Genomic DNA, 25926 nt, shown 5'->3' on the forward strand with positions numbered 1-25926 from the left:
CAAATACCACATGGTATTTGCAGTTCCATTTTGTGTGGGCTAAACTTTGAACGTCACTCATTGTGACCTCCTTTTGATTTGTTGCCGCTTGCAGTTGCCAGACCGCAAGCTTTACTAACAAATCAAAAGGAGTTTTTATAACATATACAAAGCTGTAAGCTTTTCGGAACCTCCCGCCTAGCGGGAGGTTTTCTTTCTATACAAAAAAGCCCCCGCTCCTCAGCAAGGAGAGCGGGGGATTCTGACGAGATTCACGGTTACGGGAATCAGCCCAATCGCATCTTTTGCCGTGGTTCCGGCACAGGGGACGAGCCAACACCGTCATGTCCGGCAATCAGCGGTTATCACTCTGGGAGCGCACGGCAAGCAGGCCTTCCGTGGTAATGCGGTAAGGAAGGCTGTTTTTCGAACAGATAAGCTTTTTGCTTTTCAGTTTCTTGAATATCTCCACAGTACAATCGCAGAGCAGCCAGCCCTCGCGGGTATAGCATTCCACATCGGCCACTTTGCCGAAATCATCGCGGATTATCAGGATTCTGCCACCCTTGGCGAGGGCATGAAGAGTTCTTTGCTCAAAACGGGAAATGTTCACGAGAATACCCCTTACAAAGGATAATCGACAAGACGCCGCACAAGGGCGGCTAGCCAGAGTCGCGCTCCACCGGCCTTACGGTCAGCGGAACTTACTTATCCAGTGATTACGGTATCCAGCATCCAACATCCGTTTAAATAAAAATAATTCCTTCTCTTACACGCCTACCTGCCATACCGTCAAGGCATCTACAGGGCCCCGCCTTTTCCCTTTCAGGCTGGCGGGTTACCGCCTTAGACATCCCGGCTTTATCCGGCGTGCCTTTTCGTTCGCTCCCCATCCCCTTCTTTTCAGCCGAGGACTTCTGCCCGCATTCCCGCTTCTCCGATGAGAGCCACACGATGCCGGGCACATAGCACACCCTGCTTTCCAAGCGGCGGTACCCTCCCCGCCCGCGCCCGGGCCAACCCAATGGCTGTGGCAGCGGTACGGGTACCCAGCCAGATCAGCTGTCCGGGTTCCGTATCTGCTTCAGCTTTCTCCAGAGCGTGGAACGGGAAATGCCCAGTTCCTGCGCTGTCAGCGTCTTGCTGCACCCCATGCGGTAATACGTGGCAAGGACTTTTTGCAATTCGCCGCTGTTTTCCCAGCCTCCAGACTCGCGCGGCCCTTCCGCCAACTCGGAGGGCTCAAAGATATCGCTGAGTTTGATGCTTCTGGAAAGATAGGGGCTGAGCGCGAGATAACGCCGGACGATGTTTTCCAGTTCGCGCAGGTTCCCGGGCCAGCGGTACTGCCCCGTCTTTGCCAACAGCGCTCGAAGCGGCGCGGCGCGGTCTGACTCCGAGCCGGGGGCCAGCTTCCGCAGGATCTTTTCCGCTATCTCTCCGGCGCTTTCCGTGTACGCCCGCAGCGGCGGCAGGTGCAGGTGCAGGATATTCAATCTGTAGTACAGATCCGCCCGGAAGCGGTTGGCGGCCACTTCGCCGTTCAGATCCTTGTTGGTCGCGGCTATGATGCGCACATCAACGGGGATGACCCGCGAAGCGCCGATGCGCCGGACCTCCTTTTCCTGAATGACGCGCAGCAGCTTGGATTGCAGATCAAGGGGCATTTCCCCTATCTCGTCGAGAAAGAGCGTCCCGCCGTGGGCAAATTCAAACATGCCGGGCGAGCCGTTTTTCTTGCCGCCTGTGAATGCGCCGGGCTCGTAGCCGAACAGCTCGCTTTCCATAAGCGTTGCGGGAATGGCGGCGCTGTTGATGGACAGGAACGGTTTGGAACTCCTCCGGCTCGCATTGTGTATGCTCCCGGCCATCACTTCCTTGCCTGTACCGCTTTCGCCCGTGATCAGAATCGTCTCATCGGTCCGGGCAAAACAACGGGCGCGTTCCAGCAATTCTTGAAACAGGAGCCCCCCGCCGTAGAAATCGTCAAAAGAATGTTTGGCCTGAGCCGTTTTGGGCGCGTAGTATTTCCGGATGAACTCATCCTTTTTCTGGATGTCCGTCATCGTGCTGAACGTGCCGACGGCCCCGATAACGCTGCCGTTGTCGAAAACGGGCCTGTAGTTTCCCACGATGTCGACGCCGTGCACCGTATGGGGGTGGGTTTCCTGGGGTTCCCCTCCTTTCAGCACGGCCTCGAACGTATTCTGGGGGAATATATTCCACGATTTTCTGCCGATAACGTCCGCTCCCGACACGGCAAAAAGCTTTTCGGCGCTCTTGTTGAAGAAGGTTATCTCGTTGTCCTGATCGACCGTGATGACGGCCTCCGCCTGATTGCTCAGGATGGTATCGATGTTTTTCTGGGAATACCGCGCATATTTCTGGGTATCGGCGATGGAGAGCGCTTTGTGGATGGTCTCCTTCACGGTGAACCTGTTGACCTCGACCGGGAAGACGAGAAAACCCATTTCCTGCGCTATGTTGCAGATGTAGCCGCCACCCACGATGGCGCGCACGCCCCTGCCCTGCAATTTTTTGAGAATATCCGCGTTGGTGGCGTCGTCGTTGCCGAAGAGGAAGTTGCCGAAATCCTGCCCTACCATTTTCCGGATATCGTCGAGCCACTGGGTTTCCTGGAGATAGTGCCCGTAGGCAACGCCGCCGGGGCACACGGAGAGGGCCATATGCAGCGATTTGATGATGTCTATATTGTTATATTCCAGCGGAAGAATAGGTATTTTCTTCTTGATGAGCTGCGCGATGAAGAAAGACGGGCCGGGCGTGCTGATTATGACTTCGACGGAGCTTGAGAGTTTTTTGTCAATAAAGTCTATGATGCCGTTCAGGTTCTTGCAGTACTGGATATCGACGCGGGCTCTGTCCTCTTCCAAAATATACTTTTGAATAGCGCGCAGTAAAGGCTGGAGTGTGACAAGCACGAGAATGTCTTTCATGATCCCTCCGGGCGGCAAAGCGGGCATCCGTTCCAAAATGTTTCATCAATTGTGAAACATTTCGTCTCTTCATGCAACAAAAATGATGCCCGTGGATTCTTTGCCATTCCTCTTTTTATGGAATATTGCCATGTTATAAAGTTAGCACGCTACTTGCTACAGGGAACGTAAAGTCCTTTTTCGCACAAACTCTTGAGGAGGCTTTATGATTCCCAAAACGGAAAGACTGAGCGCGGACGTCCTGATTCTCGGAGGAGGCCTGGCCGGGTGCATGGGCGCCGTGGCAGCGATCAAGAAGGGATGTACCGTCATCCTTGCCGATAAGGCGTGGGTCGGCAGCAGCGGCGAGAGTACTTTCGCCGCCGGCGATATCCTCTACTACGACCCTGAGCAGGACGACATGCACGAATGGCTGGAACGGTGGAATAAGGCCGGAGACAGCATGTTCGATCCCGAATGGCTGGAATGGTACGGCAAGAACGTACACGAGCTGATCCTGATGCTCGACTCATGGGGCATGGAGTTCGAAAAAGACGCACAGGGACGCTTCAAGCGCAAGCCGGGACGCGGCCACCGCGAAGCCGTGGTCTTCCCCGGCTACAAAATGCAGAAGAAGCTCCGCGGCATCCTCGAAAAGCTCGGCGTGGTCATCGTCGACCGCGTGATGATCACGGAACTCCTGACCTCGGACGGCCATGTGGCCGGGGCTACGGGCTTCAATGTCCGCACGGGCCAGTTCTATGTGTTCGAAGCGAAGAATACGGTCCTTTCCACGGGCGCGTGCAGCTTCAAGGGACAGTACCACGGGCAGGACATGGTGTCCGGCGAAGGGAACGACATGGCCCTGCGCGTGGGCGCGGAATTCACCAACATGGAATTCGCCAATACCTACAACGCCACAGCCAAGGACTTCGACATCTGCGGCATGAGCCGTTTCCAGTGCCTGGGCGGCCGTTTCACCAACGCCCTTGGCGAAACCTTTATGCACAAGTACGACCCCGTGCAGGGCGAAGGCGCCATGCTGCACATCCTCGTCCGTGCCATGACGCAGGAGGTGAGGGCCGGACGCGGGCCTATCTCTTTTGACCTCAGGGGGATGAGTGAAGAAGACAAGGATCTGAGCAGGCGGATGCTCCCCATGTTCTTTGAAGCCTGCGCCAGCAAGGGCGTCGACCCCTTCTCGGAGCCTGTGGAGTGGATCCCGGGGTTCATGGGTTCCACCAGCTGCGGCGCGGGCCTCACGCTGAAGTCCTTCAGCTGCGACACCACCATCCCCGGCCTGTTCGCAGCGGGGGACATGGCCAATCAGGGCCTTGTCATGGGCGCAATTGCCGGGCCCGGGGGCATCAACCTGGGTTGGGCTTTGGTGACGGGCTGGAAGGCCGGTGAAGGCGCGGCGGAAGCCTGTGAAGGCCAAGCGCAGCTCCCCGTGGATGAGGCGCAGATCGCCGCCCTCAAGGAAAAAACCTTCGCCAAGTTCGGCCACAAGGGGCATATGAGCGTAGGCGATGCCATCTACCGTATCCAATCGCTGACTATCCCAGCGAAGTACAACATCATCCGCTCGGAGGCGAGCCTTAGAGAGGCTCTGGCCGGTCTGGACGAGGTGGAACGCGATATCGAAGCCAACGTAGCCGTGCGCGACATGCACGAGCTCATGCTCTACCACGAGCTGCACGGTATGCTGGCGACCGCGCGCCTGACCTTCACCAGCGCCCTCCAGAGAAAGGAGAGCCGTGGGTCCCATTACCGTGAAGACTACACGGAAACCGACGGCGAACACTGGAATGTCTGGCTCAAGTCGAGCTTTAAGGATGGCAAGATCGTGGTCGAAGCCGAACCCATCCCGCTTGAAAAGTTCGAACGCTATGGGCTGGACGTCCTCCCCCGCTAGGCCCGGCTATCCATTTCATTCTCAGCAAAAACCGGAGTTCTCCATGCCCATCTTTTCCATAGACGCTGAAAGTTGTGTCAATTGCGGCAAATGCGTGAAGATATGCCCCCTCGACGTGCTGCGCGAGGGCAAGACCACGCCTGAAATCGTATACCGTGAAGACTGCCAGTCGTGCTTCCTCTGCATCATCTACTGCCCAAAGCACGCGATCACCGTGGATACCGAACGGGGACGGGCTACGCCCGAGCCTTACTAAAAAAACAGAGGGAGGGGGCCGCGTGCGCGGGCCTCTCCCCTGAAACCTGCACGAGGTCAGTATGGCATCTGTCGCCGCCGGTTCCCAGAACTCAGGAAACGTCAACTATTTCTTTCATATAATAGTTTTTCTCTGCATCACGTTCCTTTTCGGCAAGCTCGATCCCATCGCGCCGCTGACCCCCTTCGGGATGAATACCATCGGCGTGTTCCTCGGCGTCATCTACGCGTGGGTGTTTATCGACATCATCTGGCCCAGCATGGTGGGCCTGCTCGCGCTCATGCTGCTCGACGTCCTGCCCGCAACGGCGCTGCTCAACAAGGGCTTCGGCGATCCCACAGTCATCATGATGATGTTCATCTTCGTGTTCAGCGCCACCCTCGATCGCTACGGCCTGGCGAAGTATATCTCGCTTTGGTTCGTCAGCCGCAAGTGCGTCATGGGGAAACCGTGGCGGCTTACCTTCGCGCTGCTGCTCGCCATCGCCATCCTGGGCGGCCTGACCAGCGCCACGCCCGCGGCCGTCATCGGCTGGAGCCTTCTGTACGGCGTATTCGACATCTGTGGCTACAAAAAAGGCGACGGCTATCCCATCATGATGATCATCGGCACCGTGTTCGCCGCGCAGCTCGGCATGTCGCTCGTCCCGTTCAAATCCCTGCCGCTCGTGGCCATCAGCGCCTATGAAAAACTGTCGGGCACTTCCGTGGACTACGCGCTCTACTTGCTTGCCTCCCTGACCACATGCCTCCTCTGCCTGCTTCTGTTCATCGCTCTGGGCAAGCACCTGTTCCGGCCCGACGTCAGCAAGCTCGAGTCGCTCGACATCAAGCTGATCATCAAGGAATCGGACATGACGCTGACCGGCATCCAGAAGCTGCTTCTGGGCTTCCTCGTCGCGCTCATCATCTTCATGATGCTGCCCGGTTTCCTCCCCAAAGACCTTGCCGTGACCATCTTCTTCAAAAAGATCGGCAATACCGGCGTGTGCATCCTGCTGGTGGCCCTGCTGTGCGCCATCCGCGTTAAAGGAAAGGCTCTGCTTCCGTGGCGCGCCATGGTGAACGAGGGCGTGGCCTGGCCCATCATTTTTATTCTCGCCTTCACGCTGCCTCTGGCCGGGCCGCTGTCCGACCCCAAAAGCGGCATTACCGCGTTCATGCTTGAGATGCTCCAGCCGCTGTTCGGCTCGGGTTCCGGCACGATCTTTGTGCTCTGCATGGGCATCGTGGCCGTCATCATGACGCAGTTCATCAACAATACCGCTCTGGCTGTGGCGCTCATGCCGGTGGTGCATACCTACTGCTCCACCAACGGCGTGTCGTCCGAACTGCCAGTCATCCTCATCACCATCGCTTGCTGCCTGGCCTTCCTCACGCCCGCCGCAAGCTCCACAGCCGCCATGCTGCACGGCAACGACTGGACCAACACCAAAAGCATCTGGAAAATCGCCCCGTTCCTTATCGTGCTCTCGCTCATCGTTGCGAGCGCGGTGGTCATCCTCATCGGCAAGGTGTTCCTGTAGCGGATCCCGCGCTGCCCCTCCTCTTTCAAAAGCAAGGCCAAGCCCCAACCACCAAGGCTTGGCCTTGTGTGTCCCGGAACCCCTCTTTAGAATGAACCCAAAACAGCGGCGGCAAGGCGGATCACGTAAACAGTACTCTTCCCGGCATGATACGTCTTATCGAAAGCGAAATACCGGAAACCGAGGCCCTGGACAATAGGAGGAGTCTTTTTATTCTCTTTCTCATTAAAACTATTATATAAAAATCATTCGGCTAAAAACATGTCGCCTATTTCACGAGCATAGGCTTGCCGCTAGGAATGAAAAAAGCTAGAGTCTTTCTGCGAGCTGTAAATAAGTCTGTCTTAGATTCCGACTTCCCTGATATTGGGCATCCTTTATCTCGGTGTCTTTCTCTGATTGTGGTGCGTCACCTCGTGTCTTTTGCTCTGAGGCGTACCGGGGAAAAACACCTTCGGAGTACGTTATGTTTAAGAAAGTATTGCAGACGATAGCAGCCGCCATGACTCTTTGCCTTACCATGCACCTCGCTATGGCCTCTGAGATTGTGAAAGTTCCCACCGCATGGTTGGGCGAGCATGAAGCTTTTTTGATGTGGTATGCCAAAGAAAAAGGCTGGGATGCTGAAGCCGGTCTGGATATTCAGATGCAGCTGTTCGATTCCGGCCCTGATATCCTGAATGCGCTTCCTTCCGGGAAATGGGTCTATGCAGGGATGGGAGCCGTCCCCGCCATGCTCGGTAACTTGCGTTACGGCACATCCATCATCGCTCTCGGCAACGACGAATCCAGTTGCAACGCGATAATGGTATATCCCGACAGCCCCATAGCAAAGGCCAAAGGGTGGAACGAAAAGTACCCCGAAGTGCTTGGTAGTCCAGAAACGGTCAAGGGCAAGACTTTTTGGGTAACCACGCTTTCCTCGGCCCATTATGCCCTTACCTCGTGGCTGGAAATACTGGGTCTTACCAACAGCGACATTGTCATCAAAAACATGGATCAGGCGCAGGTGCTCAAGGCATTTGAAAGCAATGAGTGTGACGGGGTTGCGTTATGGGCTCCCCATATGTTCGTCGCCGCGAACAAGGGCGCGGTAATGGCCGCAGACGTACGTACCGCCGGAAAGGGCAACCCTGTCGTCCTCGTTGCTGATACCCAGTATGCTGAGAAGTATCCCGACATAACAGCCAGTTTCCTTGGGATATTCTTACGCGCTGTGGATGCGTTCAAAAAGACTCCCGCAGAAGACCTCGTTGCTGAATACCAGCGTTTTTACAAGACGTTTGTGGGTAAAGATTATGATACGGCCCTCGCGTTGAAGGACCTGCAATATCACCCCGTCTTCAGCCTTGAGGAACAATTGGAACTTTTTGATGATACCGGCGCTCCCAGCCAGGTGCAGCAGTGGCAATCATCTGTAGCGGCCTTTTTCAGGGACATCAACCGCATTACCTCTGACGAAGCCAAGAAGGTGGAAGACGGGAAGTATGCTACCAATACGTATTTGAAATTGGTAAAATAAGTCTCTTCAATAGCTGAAAAGCCCCCATCTCTGCATGGGGGCTTTTCTATGCTCTCTGAGCTGTATAGGGGACGAGCAATATCTTCCCTGCGAAAACCTTTGCAGTATCAGCACCGCCATAACTCCAGCAATGTTTTCCCACAGCCTGACAGCCCAAAGCCATGAAGGATTTCTCTATTCCTTCATGGCTTTTTTATGCCACAGTGGGAAGGTGCTCCAAAGCAAGGCACGATGCTGATTGCGCAATATGTCGGAGGACGACTTCAGGCAGATTATGAATTGGTTACATACGAGAGTGCATCCTTGCAGTGCTTCTCTACCAGCGAGACGGCCAGTTCCGTATCATTGTGGCCTAGCGCATTGAAAATGGCCGTATGTTCCGCCAACGTGCCGGATTTGAGCGGTGTTTTACGTGTGTAAAGCCGATCGAAAAAGCGGGTGTATAGATTGCAGCGCAGATAAATGCGTGCCCATGCTTCATACAAGTACATATTGTCGGAGGCCTGCACCAGCGCATGATGGAAGTCCTCGTCCCGGAAGGTGAAGCTGAGGAAGTTGTCTGTGTCGATAGCTTCCTCCGTAGCCGCCAAGATACGTTCCATTTCCAATAAGTCTTCAGCTTGTGCATTCTGTGCCGCACATCTTGCCGCCTCACATTCAAGCAGAATGCGGACACTGAAAGCGGCGCGCGCATCATCATAGTTGAGATTGGGAATAAAGCAGCCTTTCTTGGGCAGCTTTTGCAGCAAGCCCTCAGCTACAAGGCGGTTCAGTGCAATGGTCACCGGAGTGCGGCTTACGCCGAAACGCTCGGCCAAGTCCCGTTCCAAGAGAAAATCGCCGGGCTGGCACTTGGTTTTTATGTCGTGGATAATGAGCCGATAGGCTTTTTGCTCGGCGTTTTCCTTGCCTTTCATGTATGTTATCTCCCTGACTTTCGTGAAAGATACCCACGATGCCGTGACCTGTAAAGGTTTTCCGCTGGGCACCCCAAAAAGGGCAAGCGCCTCACAATTTTTCTTGACAACAAAAAATGCGGAGACTAAGTTCTAATCACAGCTCGTAATGAATGCATTAATAAATTTATCTAGAAACACATTTATGCGTTTTACACTGGTGGCAATGCTGCTGCGTGGGCGCTAAACCGTGCTTTCAAAGGGAGTAACTGTATGTCTTCTAAGAATTTATTGATCTTGGGCATGGGGTTGCAGGGCAAGGGGGCTCTGCACGATGTACTGGCGCACAATACGTTTGCCCATGTCACCGTGGCTGATTGCGGCGCACGTTACGAAAGCGAAAAAGCGGATTATGAAGCGCGCGGCGTCCGGGCATTGACGGTGGACGCCAATGATGAACAGGCCCTGCGCAATCTGCTGGCCGAACACGATGTCGTCATTGAACTCCTGCCCATATCGTTGGCCATGAAAGTGGGGCGCATCGCGGCCGAAACCGCTACCCACCTGGTGAGCAGCATGTACTACATAGGGCAATCCATGACGGATCCCGTTCTCTTTAGGCAGATGAAACAGGAGATGGACGAAATCGACGAGATCGCGCGCCGCAATGGCTGCACCCTGCTCATCGCTTTCGGTATGGATCCCGGCCTTGATCTTTTGCTGGGCGCTGACGCGCTGAGCAGGATGGACGAGATAGAGGACTTCTATTCCTACGGAGCGGGATTCCCAGAAGAAGCCGCTTCTAACAACCCTTTGTCATACAAGTTTTCCTGGTCGCCACACAGCACCCTCGTCTCCTATTACCGCGAAACCAAGAAGATCGTGGACGGCCAGACGGTAGTTGTGCCTGCGGACAAACTGTTCGCTCCTGAAAATACGCATATCCTGCATGACGAAACACTGGGTTGCGACCTCGAATGCTACGCGGCGGGCAATTGCCAGAATTTTGCCGACATGTTCGGCATCAGCGGCAAGGTCCGAAACATGAACCGTTTTTCGGCACGTCTCCCCGGCCATTGTGCTTTTTGGGATGTCATGGTCCGATGTGGCTTTTTGCGAGAAGAGCCGGTCATGGTCAACGGGACCCCGGTTTCCCCTCTGGAATTTTGTACGGCGCTGCTCACTTCACAGCAGCAGTTCTGGTACCGCAAGGACGAACGGGATGTGGGCTATATCCGAGTGGAGGCCCGGGGCCGCAAGAACGGCACTCCGGTCAGCGTTACGCATACCATCATTGACTATGCAGATCTCGACGCCGGGCTGACTTCCATGCAACGGCTTGTGGGTTTTACCGTCGCCATCGCCGCCTCCCTCATTGCCAACGGCAACTTCACGGAAAGAGGACTGGTCATGCCCATGCGGGTACCTTTAAGCTTGATGCAGCCCGAACTGGCCAAGCGCGATATCCATATCATGACAAATATTGATTGAAGCAAAGGCCGATAACTTGCCCGACAACCATATCCAAAGCAGGAATACAATGGTTGTTACTGAATACGGTATCGCAAACTCCCAGAGGTCACTATGAATACTTCCGGTAGAGAACCAACATTATTGCAGTCCGTATTTCCGCTTATTGCCATGTTCGTCATTTTGATGGGCGGAAGGCTTTATCTTGATTATCGAATCGAGCCTCTTATTCTCTGTTCCGCAGTCATTGCGGGGTTTATGGCTTGGTACTTGCGCTGCCAGTGGCAGCAGCTGGAGGAAGCCATCCTCAACAAAATCAATGTGGCCATGCAGGGGATGCTGATCATTTTCAGCGTCGGCTGCATGGTAGGCGCCTGGATGTTCTGCGGCACCGTTCCCTTCATGGTCTACTGGGGCCTTGAACTGGTGAACCCGAACTACATGCTTTTGAGCGCCTTCCTTATTTGCACCCTGACGTCCTGCTGTACCGGTACTTCATGGGGATCGGCCGCCACTATAGGCGTGGCCATGATCGGCATTGCCCACGGTCTGGGGATCCCGCTGGCACCCGTTGCCGGGGCGGCTCTGAGCGGCTGCTACGTCGGCGACAAGCTGTCTCCCTTGTCCGACACGACCAACCTGGCGCCTGCTGTGGCCGGAGCCACCACCTACGAACACATCGGGCACATGTTTTACACCACGATACCCGGCACGATCCTCTGCTGTATCGTTTTCTTCTTCGCCTCCTCCAGCGTTACAGGTGAACTGCACACCCCTGCTGAAGTTCAAGATTTCATGAACCAGCTGACCGAAATCTACAAGCTGCACTTCCTGCTGGCTGTGCCTCCCCTGTTGCTTATCACCGGTTCCATTCTGCGTTGGCCCATTCTGCCCACCATCGTCCTGACCACCATTCTGTCCGTGGCGCTCGGCTGCCTCCTCCAGGGATTCGATCTGCGCTGGGGTATCCTCTCGACCACTACCGGCTTCAAGGTCAGCATGACGCATTATCTGGCCACACCGACAGAATCCGTGCAGACGCTGCTGAACCGCGGCGGCATGATGGGCGTACTCGAAAACATGGGGATGCTGTGTGTGGCCATGGCGTTCGGCGGTATCATGCACGGCAGTGGCATGCTCACCGTGGTACTCCAGAAGATGCTCAAGCGAGTGCGATCCGACGGTGGGCTCATCGCCTCGACGCTCCTGTCCTGTGTCGTGCTCTGCTTCTCCACCGGGTCGGCCTATATGGGCATCCTGATCCCCGGCTCCCTGTTCAAGGAGTCCTACCTCAAGCGTCGTCTGCATCCCAAGAACCTCTCACGTGCGCTGGAGGACTCGGCCACCATGCTTGACGGGGCCATTCCGTGGGCGTCCGGCGCCGTCTATATGAGCGGTGTGCTGGGTGTAAGCGCCTTCGAATACGTACCGTGGATGGTCTTCAACTATTCTAGCGTGTTCATCGGCCTTGCCTGTGCCATGCTTGGGATCGGCATCGTGAAGATAAGCGCCGAGGACGCCAAGGAGAGGCTGGCCACCTCGCAAATGGATACCGTATTGATTGAAGAAACGCCGGAGCCCGTGCAGGCATAGTCTCCGTCTCCTCCTAACCGGCGCGGCGCTTCATGACAGCGCCGCGCCCCGGGGAAACAACATGAGCGAACGTGTCACTTGGGGAAGCCGTCTCGGCTTCATCATGACAACAGCGGGATTCGCCGTCGGGCTGGGAGCCATCTGGCGTTTTCCCTACATGATGAGCAAGAACGGCGGTGGAGCTTTCCTGTTGCTCTATCTGCTGACAACGTTGTGTGTGGGAGTCCCCCTGTTCATTGCCGAAATCATGCTGGGACGCGTTACGCGCCACGGCGGTATCTTGGGGATGCGCCAGCTCACGCCGCTCCGCAGCCCCTTCCGATTGGTGGGCTGGTTGGGCATCGCATCTGGTATAGGGATTCTTTCCTATTATTCCGTCATATTGGCACTGCTCTTGGTCTATTTTGTCAAGAGCCTCGGAGGGGCCTTCGCCTACGGTACGGATTTGGCCGCATTGAGCCTGCTGTTCGACGTCACATCATCCAGCGTCGAAGCATTGGGGCTATATGTCCTGATGGCGATCGTACTTATGGGGGGAATCATCAGAGCCGGGCTCAAAAGCGGTCTGGAAAGGGCCTGCAAATACCTCATGCCGATACTCCTGCTGTTTCTGGGCATTCTGGCGGTACGCTCGCTAAGCCTGCCGGAAGCGGAAAAAGGAGTCGCGTGGCTCCTGAAGCCTGATTTTTCCCGCATTGATATTCAAGTAGCGCTGGACGCGCTGGGACATACCTTCTTCGCCGTGGGCATCGGCGTTTCCACCGCCTTTGTTTTTGGCAGCTATCTGAGCGAACAAAGCAACATCATTGCCGACGCGCTGATCATTATCGCCATCAATGCGGCCGTAGCCGTTTTGGCCGGGCTGGCCATTTTTCCAGCCATGTATGCCTTTGGATTGACCAAGGCCGCCGGGACGGGGCTTGTCTTCGAAACCATGCCCGCCGTCTTTGCCCATCTGCCGGGCGGCTGGTTCTTGAGCGCGGGATTTTTCTTTCTGCTCATCATATCGGGCTTTGCTTCCGGCCTGGGACTGGTGGAAGGCGTAGTCGGCACGCTAGATGAAGCTTGGAAGCTCGGACGCAACAAAACACTGTTCCTCGTGCTGGCCGCAGTATTGCTGCTAAGCCTTCCACCGCTGCTCTCCTACGGATCCCATGCCCCGTGGGCATCCATTCGGCTATGGGACAGAAGCATCTTCGTCTTCGCCGAGTACGTGGTGACGGCACTGCTCATGCCTGTCGGAGCCTTGCTGATGAGCGTCTTTGTGGCTTGGAAATTTGGCTTCTCCAGATTTGCGGAGGAAGCCAACAAGGGCGCTGCGGGTTGCTGCCGCGTCACCCGAAACTGGAAACCATTTATCGTGGCGGTGGTTCCCTGTGCGGTAGGAACGATCCTGCTGCTGGGTATATTGATCTCTCTGTAGCAAAGAAGCAAAGGAGTCTTTATGTTGACGTTTGGAAGTATCGGCTGCGGCAATATGGGGGGAGCCATTTTGAGCGGTGTCGCCAAACTGGAAAAATGGCAGGTCATCGGTTTTGATCCTTGCCAGGCTGCGACTGACGCGCTGCATGAGCGTTGCGGCCTGAGGTCGTGTGACGATGAAATCGAAGTGGCACAGCAAGCGGACGTCATCCTCATTGCCGTGAAGCCGCAACATGTGCAGGGCGTAGTGGAAAAAATCGCGCCGCACCTTGGCGGCAAGTTACTGGTTTCTCTGGCCGCCGGCGTATCCTTGCGGCGTATTAAAACGTACAGTGGCGATACCTGCCCGGCGGTGGTCATCATGCCCAACACGCCGACCATGGTCGGAGAAGGCTGCTGCGCGTTATGTCTGGATGATCCGGCCCTGAATGAAGATCAGAAAAAACTCGTGCTGGAACTCTTTAGCGCCATCAGTACGACGGTGGTTTTGCACGAATCGCACATTCCCGAGTTTTCGGCGTTCATCGGCAGCGGCCCGGCCTTCATCTTTCACCTGCTGGAGTCGTTCGTGGAAGTTGGGTTGCGCCTCGGCTTTTCTTACCACGATGCTAAACAGCTCGCAGAGAAACTGATGGCAGGCAGCGTCCGGCTGGCACAGGAAAACCCCGAAGTGCCGCACGCCAAGCTGCGTATGAACGTCTGCTCGCCCGGCGGTTCTTCCATTGTCGGTGTGAATGAAATGGATCGGCTGGGGGTACGCGGGGCCATCATCGAGACCGTGCTGGCGACCCACCGCCGTGCCCTTGAAATGTCGACCGACTAGCAAGACCCCATTCAGGGAACGGCCGGATGACAAGCCAAGAGAGGGCGGATAACATTCTGGCGGAGGCTGGCTCTGAGCCTCCGCCGTTTTTTTGGGAGAGATCATGCATGCCATTCCTCACAACTCGCGTTGGGCATCGTTGTGGTCGCTCACATGGCCGCAAATGCTCATGCTTCTCGTACAGTTTGGCATAGGGCTGACGGACGTGTGGGCCGCAGGACGCATCGGGCCGGATATTCAGGCATCCATAGGCCTCATAGCACAATGCCACATGGTCTTGATGGCCGTTGGCATCGCCACGGGCAACGGTGCCGTCGCTGCCGTGAGCCAAAGCATCGGAGCTGGACGGCAGAGGCGTGCGCGACGTTTTACCGGCTTGGTGCTGCTGGCAGGAATGGTGGCAGGCATTTGCCTAGTATACCTCGGAGGCTATTTCCGCCAAGATCTGCTGCATATCATGCAGACGCCGCAGCACCTCATGGAGCCTGCGGATACTTTCCTCCAGATATATTTATGGACACTGCCGGGACAATACCTTCTGGCAATAGTGACGGCCGTACTGCGCGCCGTGCGTTCCGTACGCCTGCCGCTTGTTGTCACCCTAGTGACGGGGCTGCTCAATATATGGGGCGATCTTGCCTTTGGCCTAGGCTGGTGGGGATTTCCCCGTTATGGGGCTGCCGGGCTTGCATGGTCAACTTTCGTTTCTGTAACTCTGGGAGCTTGCATCCTGTTTTTTGTGCTGTTTCCCTTCGGATTGCTCAAGCATGATTCGCTCCCTCCCCTGCGCTGGATGCGCTGCGGAGGGAAGTATCTGCTTCGGATAGGGTTACCCGCTCTGGGAACGTCCTTCCTCTGGCAAACAGGTTTTGTCCTTGTCCTCGTGATCACGATGACGCTCCCCCACGACAACGTCAATGCGCTGGCCGGATTGACCGCAGGCATGCGTATTGAAGCGATTATTTTTCTTCCCGCCGTGGCTTGCCAGATGGCCGTGGCAGTATTGGTGGGGCATTCTCTCGGCAGCGGAAACAAGAAGGAAGCGCAGCAGTCCGCATACGACATGCTGAAACTGGCGGTCATCGGCATGAGTCTGCTGACCTGTGGCCTTTGGTTCATCCGCGATGAACTGGCCGCCCTGATGACAAACGATGCTCAAGTCCGACTCGAAACAGTCCGCTATCTCGTTTTTAATTTTTTGTCGGCACCGCTCATGGTGGCGAACCTTGTGCTGGTCGGCGTATTTCTCGGGGCGGGTGCCACGCAGTATCCCATGTGGAGTTATCTTTTTTCCGTATGGGGAGTGCGATTACCGTTATCTTGGTGGCTGGGACATATTGTAATGGAATCTTCCAGCGGGGTATACTGGGCAATGGTGGCCTCACAGCTCGTGCAGCTTGCCATCCTTCTCTGGGTGTTGCTCTGCGCGGACTGGAAACGCTTTACGATGACGGCATCACATGAATCGCTATAAAGCGGTTATTGTTCCATTCATTCACATACTGGGCAAACAAGCAACGGTTCTTTGAAAAGCTCACAGTTGTAATATGGAGGATTGGCAAGCCTTCAGCTAGGGTAATACATTCACAAATGAACGCTCCAGACGAGTAACTCCTCCGCGAGCGGTGCCGGCGGCTCCGCACCCCCGTGGCTCTTTGAAAACATATGAGAATATGTCAATGAGTAGCGGGGGGGGAGGTCATGGAACGCAAACTGACAATCCTGATGCGGGCGCTGCTGGCAGTGGCGCTTGTTGCGATTACGCTGGTGCTGACATATGAGTTCTGGCGGGCGGGCAACGGCAAATCCTCCCTAGATGTGCAGGAAATCCGCTTTGCAGGCGTCTATCAGCCGGAGGGCGGTTCCGGATGGGCTGTATGGACGCCGGAAATATCCCTCGACAATGCCCGCTACCCCATCGTGGTGCTGCGGGGACATTTTGACAAACCCATCCCCGAAAACCGAAAGATCTACTTCTATATTTGCCATATCGGGATGGAGTTGCATCAAAACGGCATAAAGATCGGTTCCCTTGGGACGCCCCGGGATCTTCCGCCGGGCACCAGAACGGCGGGCAACGGCTGGTTCAGCCTCACTTCCCCCGGTATTTCGACCACGGACGAAATCACCATCATCCTTTCCTGCCGCTCCAGAAGCGATATGCCGGGACTCTACGACTATTTGCTGAACGAAATCCATGTGGGGGACGCTCCCCAGCTCTTTCTGAAATACTTCCCCACCGAAGGCGTGCTGGTCATGCTGGGGGCCGTCATAGTCCTGCTGGCCGCAGGGCTTGGCGCCATCTGGGTGATCCTCCACCTGATGAAAGTACCCCTGAAACGCGCTCCGCTGCACCTTGCCCTCTTTACGCTGTCTCAGGGCCTGTGGATGATGCTCTTTTCGGGGATCGTCACCCTGCTGATCCCTTACCCCATTGAGCTGTCCCTGATTCATTCCATCGTTTTTGCTCTCAACGATCTGCTTCTGCTGCGGTATCTTCTTGATTTCCTTTGTGGCAGAAGCCGATTGTTTCTCCTTGCCTTCATTTGCGTCGGCATTCTCCTGACCGTCCCCGGCGCTCTGCTTCAGGCCACCGGGGTACTGGACGGCTTTGAGACCGTCCTGTTTTTCTCGCCCCCCTATCTCCTTGGGATCATAGTCGCCGCCGTCTGCCTCACCGTGCAGATGGCCCGATGCGAGATCAAGCGCGACTGGTCGTTTCTGGCCGTGGTATACATCCTTTTGTTCTGCCGGATCGTGGATGTGCTCAACCCGTTTTTTCCCATCGATCCCGACGGATTCGTCTATTTAACCGGCATTATCATCTTTATTTGCAGGCAGTTTGCCGTGTCGGTCAACGATGTGCGGAAATGTTTTTTGCAGGCGGCCCATGCACAGGAGATGGAAAAGCAGCTCTTGCAGTCGAAAATCTCCATCATGCTGTCCCAGATTCAGCCCCACTTTCTGTACAATAGCCTGACCGCCATCCGACAGCTTTGCGATATCGATCCCCAAAAGGCCAAACAGGCGGTGACGCTCTTCGCCAGATACCTGCGGGGAAACACGGAATCGCTGACAACCGCACACTGTATTCCTTTTGAAAAGGAACTTGAGCACGTCAAAAGTTATCTGGCGTTGGAGCAAATACGTTTTGAGGACGAGCTGCAAGTGGAATACGATATTCAGGCCCAAGGCTTTCTGCTTCCTTCGCTGAGCCTCCAGCCGCTGGTGGAAAATGCGGTTCGCCACGGCGTCAGCAAAAAGGCGGGCGGCGGAAAAGTGACGATCCGCACTACGGAAACGGGGGACGCGTTTATGGTTACGGTCTGCGACGACGGCGTGGGTTTTGATCCGGATCGGATGCCCCAGAGCCGGCATATGCCCGTGGGAATCGAAAATGTCCGCAACCGATTGTGGAGCATGTGCGGCGGGACGCTGGCTGTACGCGGCATACCGGGCGCAGGCGTGTCAGCCGTCATCACGTTACCCAAAGAAGGGGCCGCATCATGAATATCATTGCCGTGGACGACGAAAAACTGGCGCTGAGGGACCTGACGCAGATTTTGGAGCTTGTCTTGCCTGAAGCCTCCGTCTCCGGTTTCAGGACGCCGCAGGAAGCGCTTGCCCATGCGTGGGCGGTTCCCGTGGACATCGCCTTTCTGGATGTCGAGATGAAAGGCATGAATGGCCTGGAACTGGCAAAGCAGCTCAAGGATATCCGGGGGCGGACGAATATCGTGTTTGCCACCGGATTTTCCCAATACGCTGTTGATGCGTTCTCGGTCTGCGCGAGCGACTATATCCTCAAGCCTGTCGAGCCGGAGGCCATCCGCCGGGCCCTAGAGCGGTTGCGCAGCCCTGTCCATGAGGCGGGGCACGGGCTGCGGGTGCAGTGTTTCGGCAATTTCGAGGTATTCCATCAAGGAAAGCCGGTGGAATTTTCCCGCAGCAAGGCCAAAGAACTTTTTGCCTACCTGATCCATAAGCACGGTGCCGGCTGCACCACCAGGGAGCTGTGTGCCGTCCTGTTTGAAGACAAAGCTTACAGCCTGTCTCTTTCCAAACAAATGCAGGTCATCATTTCCTCCATGACGCATTCCCTGGAAAAGGTGGGCTCCAGAAACGTGATCATCAAGACGTACAATAGCATTGCGGTGGATATGATAAAGCTGGACTGCGATTTCTACCGCTTCCTTGCCTGGGATCCGGAAGCCGTCAACGCCTATTCCGGCGAATACATGGCCAATTATGGCTGGGCGGAATTCATGGTCGGCTACTTGGACAGCAAGGTGCGCTGACGGCATATATGTGCTTTCTGCGGACAGCCTCCTCTTTTTGTTGTCCTTTTGTTGTACTCAGCCGTTTAGCCTGAGTGCATCGTTTGGAATAGGGAGGCTGTCTCATGGAAATGGCGGCAGGGAGCAGTCCCGTCGGGCGGCTGACGGAACTGAAAAACGCCATAAAAACAGCATGGCTGAAGGTGCTGCAAGGCTCGTTGAAAATCCGCTGGCGGCCATTCGATTGCGGCAGCCCATCCATAAAAAAGTGCCGGAGCTGAACTCCTGCTTCCTATATCCTGAAAGCGGTACCTTCCAATCCTCTCTGGTTTGCTGCCGGATACTCATACTCCTTCCCTCTTCCTTACGAACATCCGCATCATATCCCCCACAGCACAGAGGATACCAAGCACGTGTCCTGCCTGCCCCCTCAACGTATTTGCCAACCATATCCTCATGTTATTCGTCAAGCCAACGACTGCCTTCCTGAATCATGCTCAAGAACATCCGCTTGCGGCCGGATCGCCCCAATAGGGAACACAAACGCCTTTTAACCGACGAACGGCGAATCACACACGGGGAGGCATAGAGATGAAATCCATCCAGACCAAATTTATTGTCTTGATTCTTGGCTGCATTCTCCTCTCCTCAAGCGTGATCGGAGGAGCGGGAATTCTGAACGCCAAGCATGTGGTGGATGAGGATTCGGTAAAAATCATGAACCTCATGTGCAAAGAAAAAACCCAGGAAATCAATGCGCTGCTCTCGAGAATCCAGCAATCGGTCAAGACGCTGGCCGTCTACTCCATAGAGCAGCTTGAGAGTGTGGAGCGCCTCAAAACCGACAGTGAGTACATCAATGCCTATACGCAAAAACTGGAAACGGTCGCGGTGAACGCCGCCAGCAACACCGAAGGGGCAATGGCGGTCTACGTCCGCTTCAATCCCGAATTTACGCCGCCGACATCGGGCTTGTTCTGGAGCAAAACGACGCTTGACGGCAGTTTCCGGCAGCACCTCCCCACCGACTTCTCCAGATTCAGCCCGGAGGATACCGAACATGTAGGCTGGTACTACATCCCGATCAGAAACGGGAAAGCCACATGGATGCATCCCTATCTCAACAAGAACATCAACGTGCAGATGATCTCCTTTGTCATTCCCCTTTATATGAATAATCAGACGGTGGGCGTCGTGGGAATGGACATCGACTTCAGCGTCATCACGGACATCGTGAAGGGAATGCGGGTTTATCAAAACGGATACGCCTTCTTGACCGACAAGGCGGCGAACATCATGTGCCATCGGGAATTCGGGCTTGGGACGCCGCTTGACTCGGCGGACGGCGCGTTACGGCCGGTCGCTCTGGAAATACAAAACGGGACCAGCGGCAGTTCGCTGTTTTCCTACACATGGCGGGGCGAAGACAAAAAAATGGCGTTCCGCACCCTGAGCAACGGGATGAAACTGGCAATAACCTCGCCAGTATCGGAAATCAATGCGGCCAGAAACAACCTGACACTGCAAATCAGCGTTGCGCTCATCGTCATCGCGACCTTTTCAGTGCTGCTGACCGTGATCATGACCCGCCGTTTGACCCGGCCATTACGGGAGCTGAACGAGGCGGCGAAAAAAATCGCTGCCGGAGATTTGAGCGTCTGCCTCACGCAACAGACAAAGGATGAAGTGGGCACACTCGCGGAAAGCTTTCAGCAAACGGTGGAGCATCTGCAAAAATATATCAGCTATATCAACGGGCTTGCATACAGGGACGCCTTGACCGGCGTAAAGAACAAGACGGCCTATCAAGATACCGAATCACGCTTTGAAGAGGAGATGCGGCAGGGCAAGCCTGAGTTCGCCGTGGTGGTACTGGACATCAACGGGTTAAAAAAGGTCAACGATACCTATGGGCACGACTTCGGAGACATGCTGATCATCAGCGCCTGCCGTCTCATCTGCAAGACGTTCCAGCACAGCCCGGTGTACCGTATCGGCGGCGACGAGTTTGTGGTCATTCTGGAAAAAAGCGACTTCGACCATTACCCGGAACTCCTTGAAAAATTGCAGAAAGAAATCGACGGATACAACCGAAACGCCCGGGCGGACACCCAGGTTTCGATCGCCCGCGGAATCGCCATCTACAACAGCGAAACGGATCTGGTCTTCGCCAACGTCTTCAAACGCGCGGACGACGCCATGTATCAAAACAAAGCCGCCATGAAAGAACGGAGGCGGCAGCAGGAAAGTTCAGAATAATCCATATAATCCATCGTATTTTCTGCCCTTCACTTCCGTTTTCTAAGAAAGCTGTGTCTAGTGGGTGGAAATTCTGCAAGCGTCCGAGTACCTGCACGCGATCTCAAAAAGGTCCCGAGGAGACTGCAAAAGTCCCGTCAGTATCAACTGGCCGGGGCTTTCCTTAATCATGCTCCTATGTTTTGGGTGCCGTGTGCACAGTAAGGGTAAGACGTTGGCGATCCAGAGTTTACCCCGTGCTTGCCGGATTATGCTCTCTTATCGGATTACGCCAACATCAAAGTCTTCTTAAAAATTTTACTAAACTATAGATGTCAATACCGTGATGGAGCCCACTTGTTGTTCCAAGGATAAGCCGGTTATTGTTCATAATGCTTTTATGTAACTCAACTCGGTATGTATCTCGGAAGCCTCCTGGGTGTGCAAGAGAGGGACGCAAGCCACATCAATTGTCCCCCATAGGCAGAGGGAATCTTTGTATTCTTTGAAGAGTGCTTCCGGATACATTCCACAGTTTTTGTCGATGCAGTGCAAGCCAACGAAACCTGCTTCAATAAGAGACGGAATAATCGCATGATAGTTGCCGTCGGAATGAAAAAATACCGGTATCCCTTTTGAGGCAATGTGTTCAACCTGTCTTGAAAGCGAAGGGAGGAACAACTCACGAAATGTCCTGGGGCTGAATAGGAGGCCGTCTTGGTATGCGATATCATCGGCGATGAGGATGCCGTCAACGCCATGTTCGGCCAGTTTCGCTGTAAAATTTTTGTTGTTTTCCTCGACAGAGTCAGAGAATTTTTTGATTTCATCAGGATTTTTTTGCATTTGACGCAAAAAGGATTGGAATCCGAAGGTGCGGACGCCGAGTTCGAATACACCGTCCAACATAACGAAAGTAAACAGTTTTGTTTGCTGAATCCAGAGAGCAGCCTCCGTAAGGAGGCTCTCGTCGGGCTGGACAAGACCACCCGGAAAGCCGAGAGAGGCCGGCGTCAGGCAAATGATGTCCGAACCAATCCACTGAACAAAATGGACTTTTTCTTCAAAGCCGATCCTTTCGCATCCCAACGTATGGCGGATGATGCTGGTATCAAGGCAGAGTTCTCCCTTTACGGCACCTTCCACGGGCTTCCGCCGGAGCAGCCGCTTAACCCGTTCACGCGAGCTTGGTGCGAGGTTCATTTCCATCATATTTGCTCTGCCCGTACAGATTCGACAGGTGGAAAGTTGAGTTCATGCAAGAAGTTCGCGTTGAATGCCGGGTGCGCGGAGAGTTCAAGGGCCTGCACGGTGGCCGAGAGCCGATCAATGGTTTCCCGCTGCGTTATTGAAAGAAGACTTCGGCGGGCGCCTTCTCCAGCGGCATTGCCTACGGAAAGGATCGTGTCGGCCTTGATATCCGGAAACATTCCCAAGGCCACGGCATGTTCTTTGTTGATGTAATTGCCAAAGGCTCCCGCCAAGAATACGCGGTCGATCCGGGCCGCGTCGATTCCCATTTCCTCAGTTAACACACGAATGCCTGCCGCGACGGCTCCTTTGGCCAACTGGAGTTCACGTATGTCTTTTTGGGTAACAACGATATCCTGTCCGTTCCCCTGCTCGCCCGCGAACAGGAGAACGAATTCCCGCATAGCAATCCCGCACTCGTATCCTGTTCTTGAGAAAAGGCGGCAGAACCGTTTTTTCTCCATCAGCCAACCGCCCTCGCTGATCCAGCAGCCCGGCTTTAAGCAAGGTGACTATCGCGTCGATAAGGCCGGAACCGCAAATGCCTTTGGGCGGCGTGTTTCCGATCACTTTCAAGCAAATATCGCTGCCTATCATGCGAACGGCCTCAATGGCACCATCACCGGCACGCATACCGTTGTGGATGTGCGCTCCTGCGAACGCCGGCCCTGCTGCCGCCGCGCAGGCAAGTATCCGGCCTTTGCCGGAGAGGACGATTTCCGCATTCGTGCCGATGTCCACGGCTAGAGAGTATCCTTCCTGCGTGTGCATCCCGGTGGTTAAGATGACACTGAGAATATCCGATCCTAGGTAGGCTGAGATGTTAGGGAGGACGGATACGTCTCCTTCCGGATGCATCGGCAATGCCAGTTCACTTCCCTTGAGGGTAATCCGTTTGCGGCAACAGGGAATAAAGGGGGACAACGCCAAATTTCTGGGATCAATCCCCAAAAAGAGATGCGTCATTGTAGTATTGCCTACGATAACGAGGCTGTACACGGAAGAACCCGCAATACCGCGTTCTTCAAGAAGCCCTCGCATTGATTGTGTGATCTCTGCAAGGATCAGAGATTGTAATGTGCTGAGGTTGTCGAACCGTTCGGTTACAGAGGCAACCCGGCTCAGCACGTCCGCGCCGAGAATCCGTTGCGGGTTGGCTTTGCCGTCAACGCCAAGCACGTCACCGGAATATAAATCAATGAGGTAGCCCGCGATCGTCGTTGTTCCGATATCGAAAACAAAGCCATAGCCGGTGCCCCACGTGTCGCCGGGTTCAACATCGAGCAGCCGATTTCCGGCGAATACCACCGTTATATTGAAACCGGAATCCCGCAGCGTTTTAGGCAAATGTTGCAACAGGCGAAGAGGGGCATTTCCGGTAATGCCTATTTTCTCAAGAATCCGTTCAAAATCAGGGTGTTGATCTTGCAAACTCGGTTTTGCCAAGGAAAGAAACCGTTTTTTCACAGGCGCATCGGCGACGGTATATGTTTGCGGGAGCTGGTGTAGGCCCACCTTCCTGTCAACGGCCTCCTCCGAGGAGGGGACCTCAACGATAAGATCGCCCCTGACGAAACTCTGACAGGCAAGAATGTAACCCGTATTGTGATGAAGTTGTGATGCTCCATCGGATGCGGCGTGGGGCACTTCTCCGGAGTGCACGAGGACACGGCATTTTCCGCAGATACCGCGTCCGGCGCACTCCGTACCCGTCATCATTCCGGCTTTGAGCAGGAAATCCATCAGATTGCTTCCCTGCTTAACCTGAAAACGATGATGTTTCCCGTTTTTTATAACCTCAACATTCATGGAGTGGGCCTTCTTCTTGGTAACGGGTTGTCCCGGTAAGCGTATCAGCGTGGATGCGCCAAACGTCGGTAAAAAGGGAGGATTCTCAAGCTGCTCCGAACGGGAAAGCTCCTTTTCAATTGATGCTCGGTTAAAAGTGTTTTTCAAAATGAAACAAGCCCCAAGTTGGTGAAAGCTCTTATTCTACAGTAAAGGAAACGCCGCAACACGCCTTCCAAGCCGATCGTATCCTCGGTTCAAGCGCCTTGCCCATTTTCGCAATGATGACAATCTTGGATTCGTCCCCCATGGCCTGAACGGATCTCCACGTCACGTTGTTATTGACGCCGTCAACATAAAACCAGCCACCATCCCGATCCCGGACGATTCCCTTGATGCGAAATGCGCCAAGGAGAATTTTCCTGACGAAAGCCGCCATACTTTCCGGAGCTATGCCCTCCTTCGTCCTGATGATATGATGGACCGGCCTTCCATAAGCTTCTTTGGTATGCCGTAGAACGAACATCCCTGTGGATGGCTGACGCCGCGCACGTTCCCAAAAACGCTCCACCTGCGCATAACTTGTTTCAATGATCTCGGCTGACGGGTTAAGCGTTTGGACTTTTTCCCGAACCCGGCGCACAGTCTCCGGAGAGGCAAGATCCACTTTGTTGATGATGACACGCTGGCTGCCGATGATCTGTTCCTCGACGGCGTTGACGACCTCGGCCAAATCAAGGAAGGATTCCGGGTCCACCAGCGCCGTCATGCCCTGATAGTCATAGTGATGCCCTGTCCGTTTCTCCATCTCAGCGAGCAGTTCTTTGAGCGGAAGGGGATTCGCCATGCCGGAGGTCTCGACGAAGACGACATCCAGAGGATGCTGTGCGAAGAGGACGAGCGCCTGCACGAAATCGGCGGACAGGCAACTGCAAAAAAGCTGCCCGTTGTTGAGCTCCTCAAGCTCAATGCCGTCATGAGCTATAAGGCTGCTGTCGATATTAACCTGCCACATTCATTGACGATGACGCCTATCCTTTTTCCTTGTTCGACCGCAACATGAAGAAGGCGATTCAGCAGCGTCGTCTTGCCCGAGCCCAGAAACCCGGTGATGATGTGGAGCGGAACGGGGCTTAAAGGCACCATTAGAGCACCTCCTCGATCTCCCTGAGCAGGTCGTCCGGATGAGGGATGATCGACGAGTATTTCAGTTCCCCGTTGAGATAAAGGCTGGGAAGCTGTGCCACGCCCATTTTTTTGATACGCGCTATGTTTTCGATGGTATTATAGCGGTATTCCACCACCTCAATGGCATCGCCGAAATGTTTTTTCGCCTCCTGCGCCACACCCCACATGTATGTGCACGCAGCGCAGGCCGTGGAGTCAAGCGTGAAGGCTTCAAGCAGTGGCTTTTCCAGTTTCGTATAGTCGGGAAGCTCAACATCCACGTCTATGTCGCTCAGTTCGTAGTTGGCGACCATTTCACGGGCCATATCCGTATGCAGGACTGCGTGGAAAACAGCGATGGCGTTTTCTATCGGCGTGGAGAAAGCGTTCATGGCCATCGCCAACGCGACAATTCCATCAACCCGGCCCCTACTTCTGAATCTTGTCAGGTTTGCAGTTCCCGTGTGCGTCCTGCTGCACCCGCACACTCGAGGCGCACATGGTCAGAACGGAGTGAGCCTGTGACACATGGTTCCTCAGCAAGCACATCCTCCAGCATTTCCACCGCTGGATTCATATCCCGGAAGCCGCCCGTGCGGGCTCATCCCCCCCCTCCGGGCACAGGTTCGTCCCCGCTTTCAAATCATGCGTCCACACCTTCCTTGCTCAGGGGCCGCACCATGTCGTCGATGCGCTAGCGGTCGAACTTCAGACCAGCGATAGCCATCCTGCCGTGCAGTTCCACAAACCTTTCTGGCTACGAACCGATAATTGTACAAGGTCACGATCCGCGCCGAACTGCGCCAACTCACGGCCTGACATACCATGCCGCCTTTCCCCGTCTTCCGCGTCGTAGGCCTCGCCGTAT

General features: G+C 54.9%; 19 protein-coding genes and 1 pseudogene. 12 read left to right on the plus strand and 8 right to left on the minus strand.

The window, feature by feature from the left end; translation table 11 throughout:
* Window positions 1-334: 334 nt before the first annotated feature.
* Entirely contained in the window at window positions 335-592 is a 258-nt protein-coding gene (locus tag HMPREF0178_RS02760) for a YjhX family toxin (protein ID WP_009378866.1), read from the minus strand.
* Between the two features lie 445 nt (window positions 593-1037).
* Window positions 1038-2936: a sigma 54-interacting transcriptional regulator gene (locus HMPREF0178_RS02765; protein WP_009378867.1), complete on the minus strand. Its 1899-nt coding sequence runs from the start codon at window positions 2934-2936 to the stop codon at window positions 1038-1040.
* Window positions 2937-3141: 205 nt separating this feature from the next.
* On the opposite strand from HMPREF0178_RS02765, the gene HMPREF0178_RS02770 reads away from it, so the two are divergent.
* From HMPREF0178_RS02770 to HMPREF0178_RS02785, 4 genes are all read left to right on the plus strand, one after another.
* The gene (locus HMPREF0178_RS02770; protein ID WP_009378869.1) at window positions 3142-4830 is read left to right on the plus strand and encodes an FAD-binding protein; all 1689 of its coding nucleotides are present in this window, start codon (window positions 3142-3144) and stop codon (window positions 4828-4830) included.
* A gap of 43 nt (window positions 4831-4873) precedes the next feature.
* Complete coding sequence (locus tag HMPREF0178_RS02775) at window positions 4874-5086, plus strand: 4Fe-4S binding protein (RefSeq protein ID WP_005026537.1); 213 nt, start codon at window positions 4874-4876, stop codon at window positions 5084-5086.
* A gap of 61 nt (window positions 5087-5147) precedes the next feature.
* Entirely contained in the window at window positions 5148-6611 is a 1464-nt protein-coding gene (locus HMPREF0178_RS02780) for an SLC13 family permease (RefSeq protein ID WP_009378877.1), read from the plus strand.
* Window positions 6612-7077: 466 nt separating this feature from the next.
* Window positions 7078-8133 (plus strand): ABC transporter substrate-binding protein, encoded by a 1056-nt coding sequence (locus HMPREF0178_RS02785; RefSeq protein ID WP_009378885.1) that lies wholly within the window; start codon window positions 7078-7080, stop codon window positions 8131-8133.
* 272 nt (window positions 8134-8405) lie between these two features.
* Here the strand turns inward: HMPREF0178_RS02785 and HMPREF0178_RS02790 are convergent, their stop codons facing one another.
* On the minus strand, window positions 8406-9050 hold the full coding sequence (locus tag HMPREF0178_RS02790; protein ID WP_009378886.1) for a GntR family transcriptional regulator: 645 nt from the start codon (window positions 9048-9050) through the stop codon (window positions 8406-8408).
* Window positions 9051-9302: 252 nt separating this feature from the next.
* Between HMPREF0178_RS02790 and HMPREF0178_RS02795 the strand changes: the two genes are divergently transcribed.
* The 8 genes from HMPREF0178_RS02795 to HMPREF0178_RS02830 all read left to right on the plus strand — a co-directional run bounded on the left by HMPREF0178_RS02795 (window position 9303) and on the right by HMPREF0178_RS02830 (window position 20873).
* Window positions 9303-10520: a saccharopine dehydrogenase family protein gene (locus HMPREF0178_RS02795; protein WP_009378887.1), complete on the plus strand. Its 1218-nt coding sequence runs from the start codon at window positions 9303-9305 to the stop codon at window positions 10518-10520.
* A gap of 93 nt (window positions 10521-10613) precedes the next feature.
* Entirely contained in the window at window positions 10614-12092 is a 1479-nt protein-coding gene (gene nhaC / locus HMPREF0178_RS02800) for a Na+/H+ antiporter NhaC (RefSeq protein WP_009378888.1), read from the plus strand.
* 61 nt (window positions 12093-12153) lie between these two features.
* Window positions 12154-13515 carry a sodium-dependent transporter gene (locus tag HMPREF0178_RS02805; RefSeq protein ID WP_009378889.1) on the plus strand — a complete coding sequence of 454 codons (1362 nt, stop codon included), beginning with the start codon at window positions 12154-12156 and terminating at the stop codon, window positions 13513-13515.
* 21 nt (window positions 13516-13536) lie between these two features.
* Window positions 13537-14337, plus strand: coding sequence for a pyrroline-5-carboxylate reductase (gene proC / locus HMPREF0178_RS02810; protein WP_009378890.1), 801 nt, complete (start codon window positions 13537-13539; stop codon window positions 14335-14337).
* A 103-nt stretch (window positions 14338-14440) separates the two neighbouring features.
* Window positions 14441-15811: an MATE family efflux transporter gene (locus HMPREF0178_RS02815; RefSeq protein ID WP_009378891.1), complete on the plus strand. Its 1371-nt coding sequence runs from the start codon at window positions 14441-14443 to the stop codon at window positions 15809-15811.
* A 227-nt stretch (window positions 15812-16038) separates the two neighbouring features.
* Window positions 16039-17847 (plus strand): sensor histidine kinase, encoded by a 1809-nt coding sequence (locus HMPREF0178_RS20325; RefSeq protein WP_009378892.1) that lies wholly within the window; start codon window positions 16039-16041, stop codon window positions 17845-17847.
* Window positions 17844-18635, plus strand: coding sequence for a LytTR family DNA-binding domain-containing protein (locus HMPREF0178_RS02825; protein ID WP_009378894.1), 792 nt, complete (start codon window positions 17844-17846; stop codon window positions 18633-18635). The genes HMPREF0178_RS20325 and HMPREF0178_RS02825 overlap by 4 nt, the downstream gene beginning before the upstream one ends.
* Before the next feature lie 570 nt (window positions 18636-19205).
* Window positions 19206-20873 (plus strand): diguanylate cyclase, encoded by a 1668-nt coding sequence (locus HMPREF0178_RS02830; RefSeq protein ID WP_009378898.1) that lies wholly within the window; start codon window positions 19206-19208, stop codon window positions 20871-20873.
* Window positions 20874-21239: 366 nt separating this feature from the next.
* On the opposite strand, the gene HMPREF0178_RS02835 is transcribed toward HMPREF0178_RS02830, so the two are convergent.
* The 5 genes and pseudogenes from HMPREF0178_RS02835 to HMPREF0178_RS02850 form a co-directional block, all read right to left on the minus strand.
* Entirely contained in the window at window positions 21240-22064 is an 825-nt protein-coding gene (locus HMPREF0178_RS02835; RefSeq protein ID WP_009378901.1) for a uroporphyrinogen decarboxylase family protein, read from the minus strand.
* A complete protein-coding gene (locus tag HMPREF0178_RS22770) occupies window positions 22061-22507 on the minus strand; it encodes an ASKHA domain-containing protein (RefSeq protein WP_157134871.1) in 447 nt (148 codons plus the stop codon). The genes HMPREF0178_RS02835 and HMPREF0178_RS22770 overlap by 4 nt, the downstream gene beginning before the upstream one ends.
* Complete coding sequence (locus tag HMPREF0178_RS02840; RefSeq protein ID WP_157134872.1) at window positions 22428-24059, minus strand: ASKHA domain-containing protein; 1632 nt, start codon at window positions 24057-24059, stop codon at window positions 22428-22430. Before HMPREF0178_RS02840 ends, HMPREF0178_RS22770 begins: the two co-directional genes overlap by 80 nt.
* Before the next feature lie 31 nt (window positions 24060-24090).
* Window positions 24091-25037 (minus strand): annotated as a pseudogene (locus HMPREF0178_RS02845) (GTP-binding protein).
* Window positions 25037-25450 (minus strand): uroporphyrinogen decarboxylase, encoded by a 414-nt coding sequence (locus HMPREF0178_RS02850; RefSeq protein WP_157134873.1) that lies wholly within the window; start codon window positions 25448-25450, stop codon window positions 25037-25039. The pseudogene HMPREF0178_RS02845 and the gene HMPREF0178_RS02850 overlap by 1 nt, the downstream one beginning before the upstream one ends.
* Window positions 25451-25926 lie beyond the last annotated feature (476 nt).

Source organism: Bilophila sp. 4_1_30 (assembly GCF_000224655.1).
GTDB classification, from domain to species: domain Bacteria; phylum Desulfobacterota; class Desulfovibrionia; order Desulfovibrionales; family Desulfovibrionaceae; genus Bilophila; species Bilophila wadsworthia.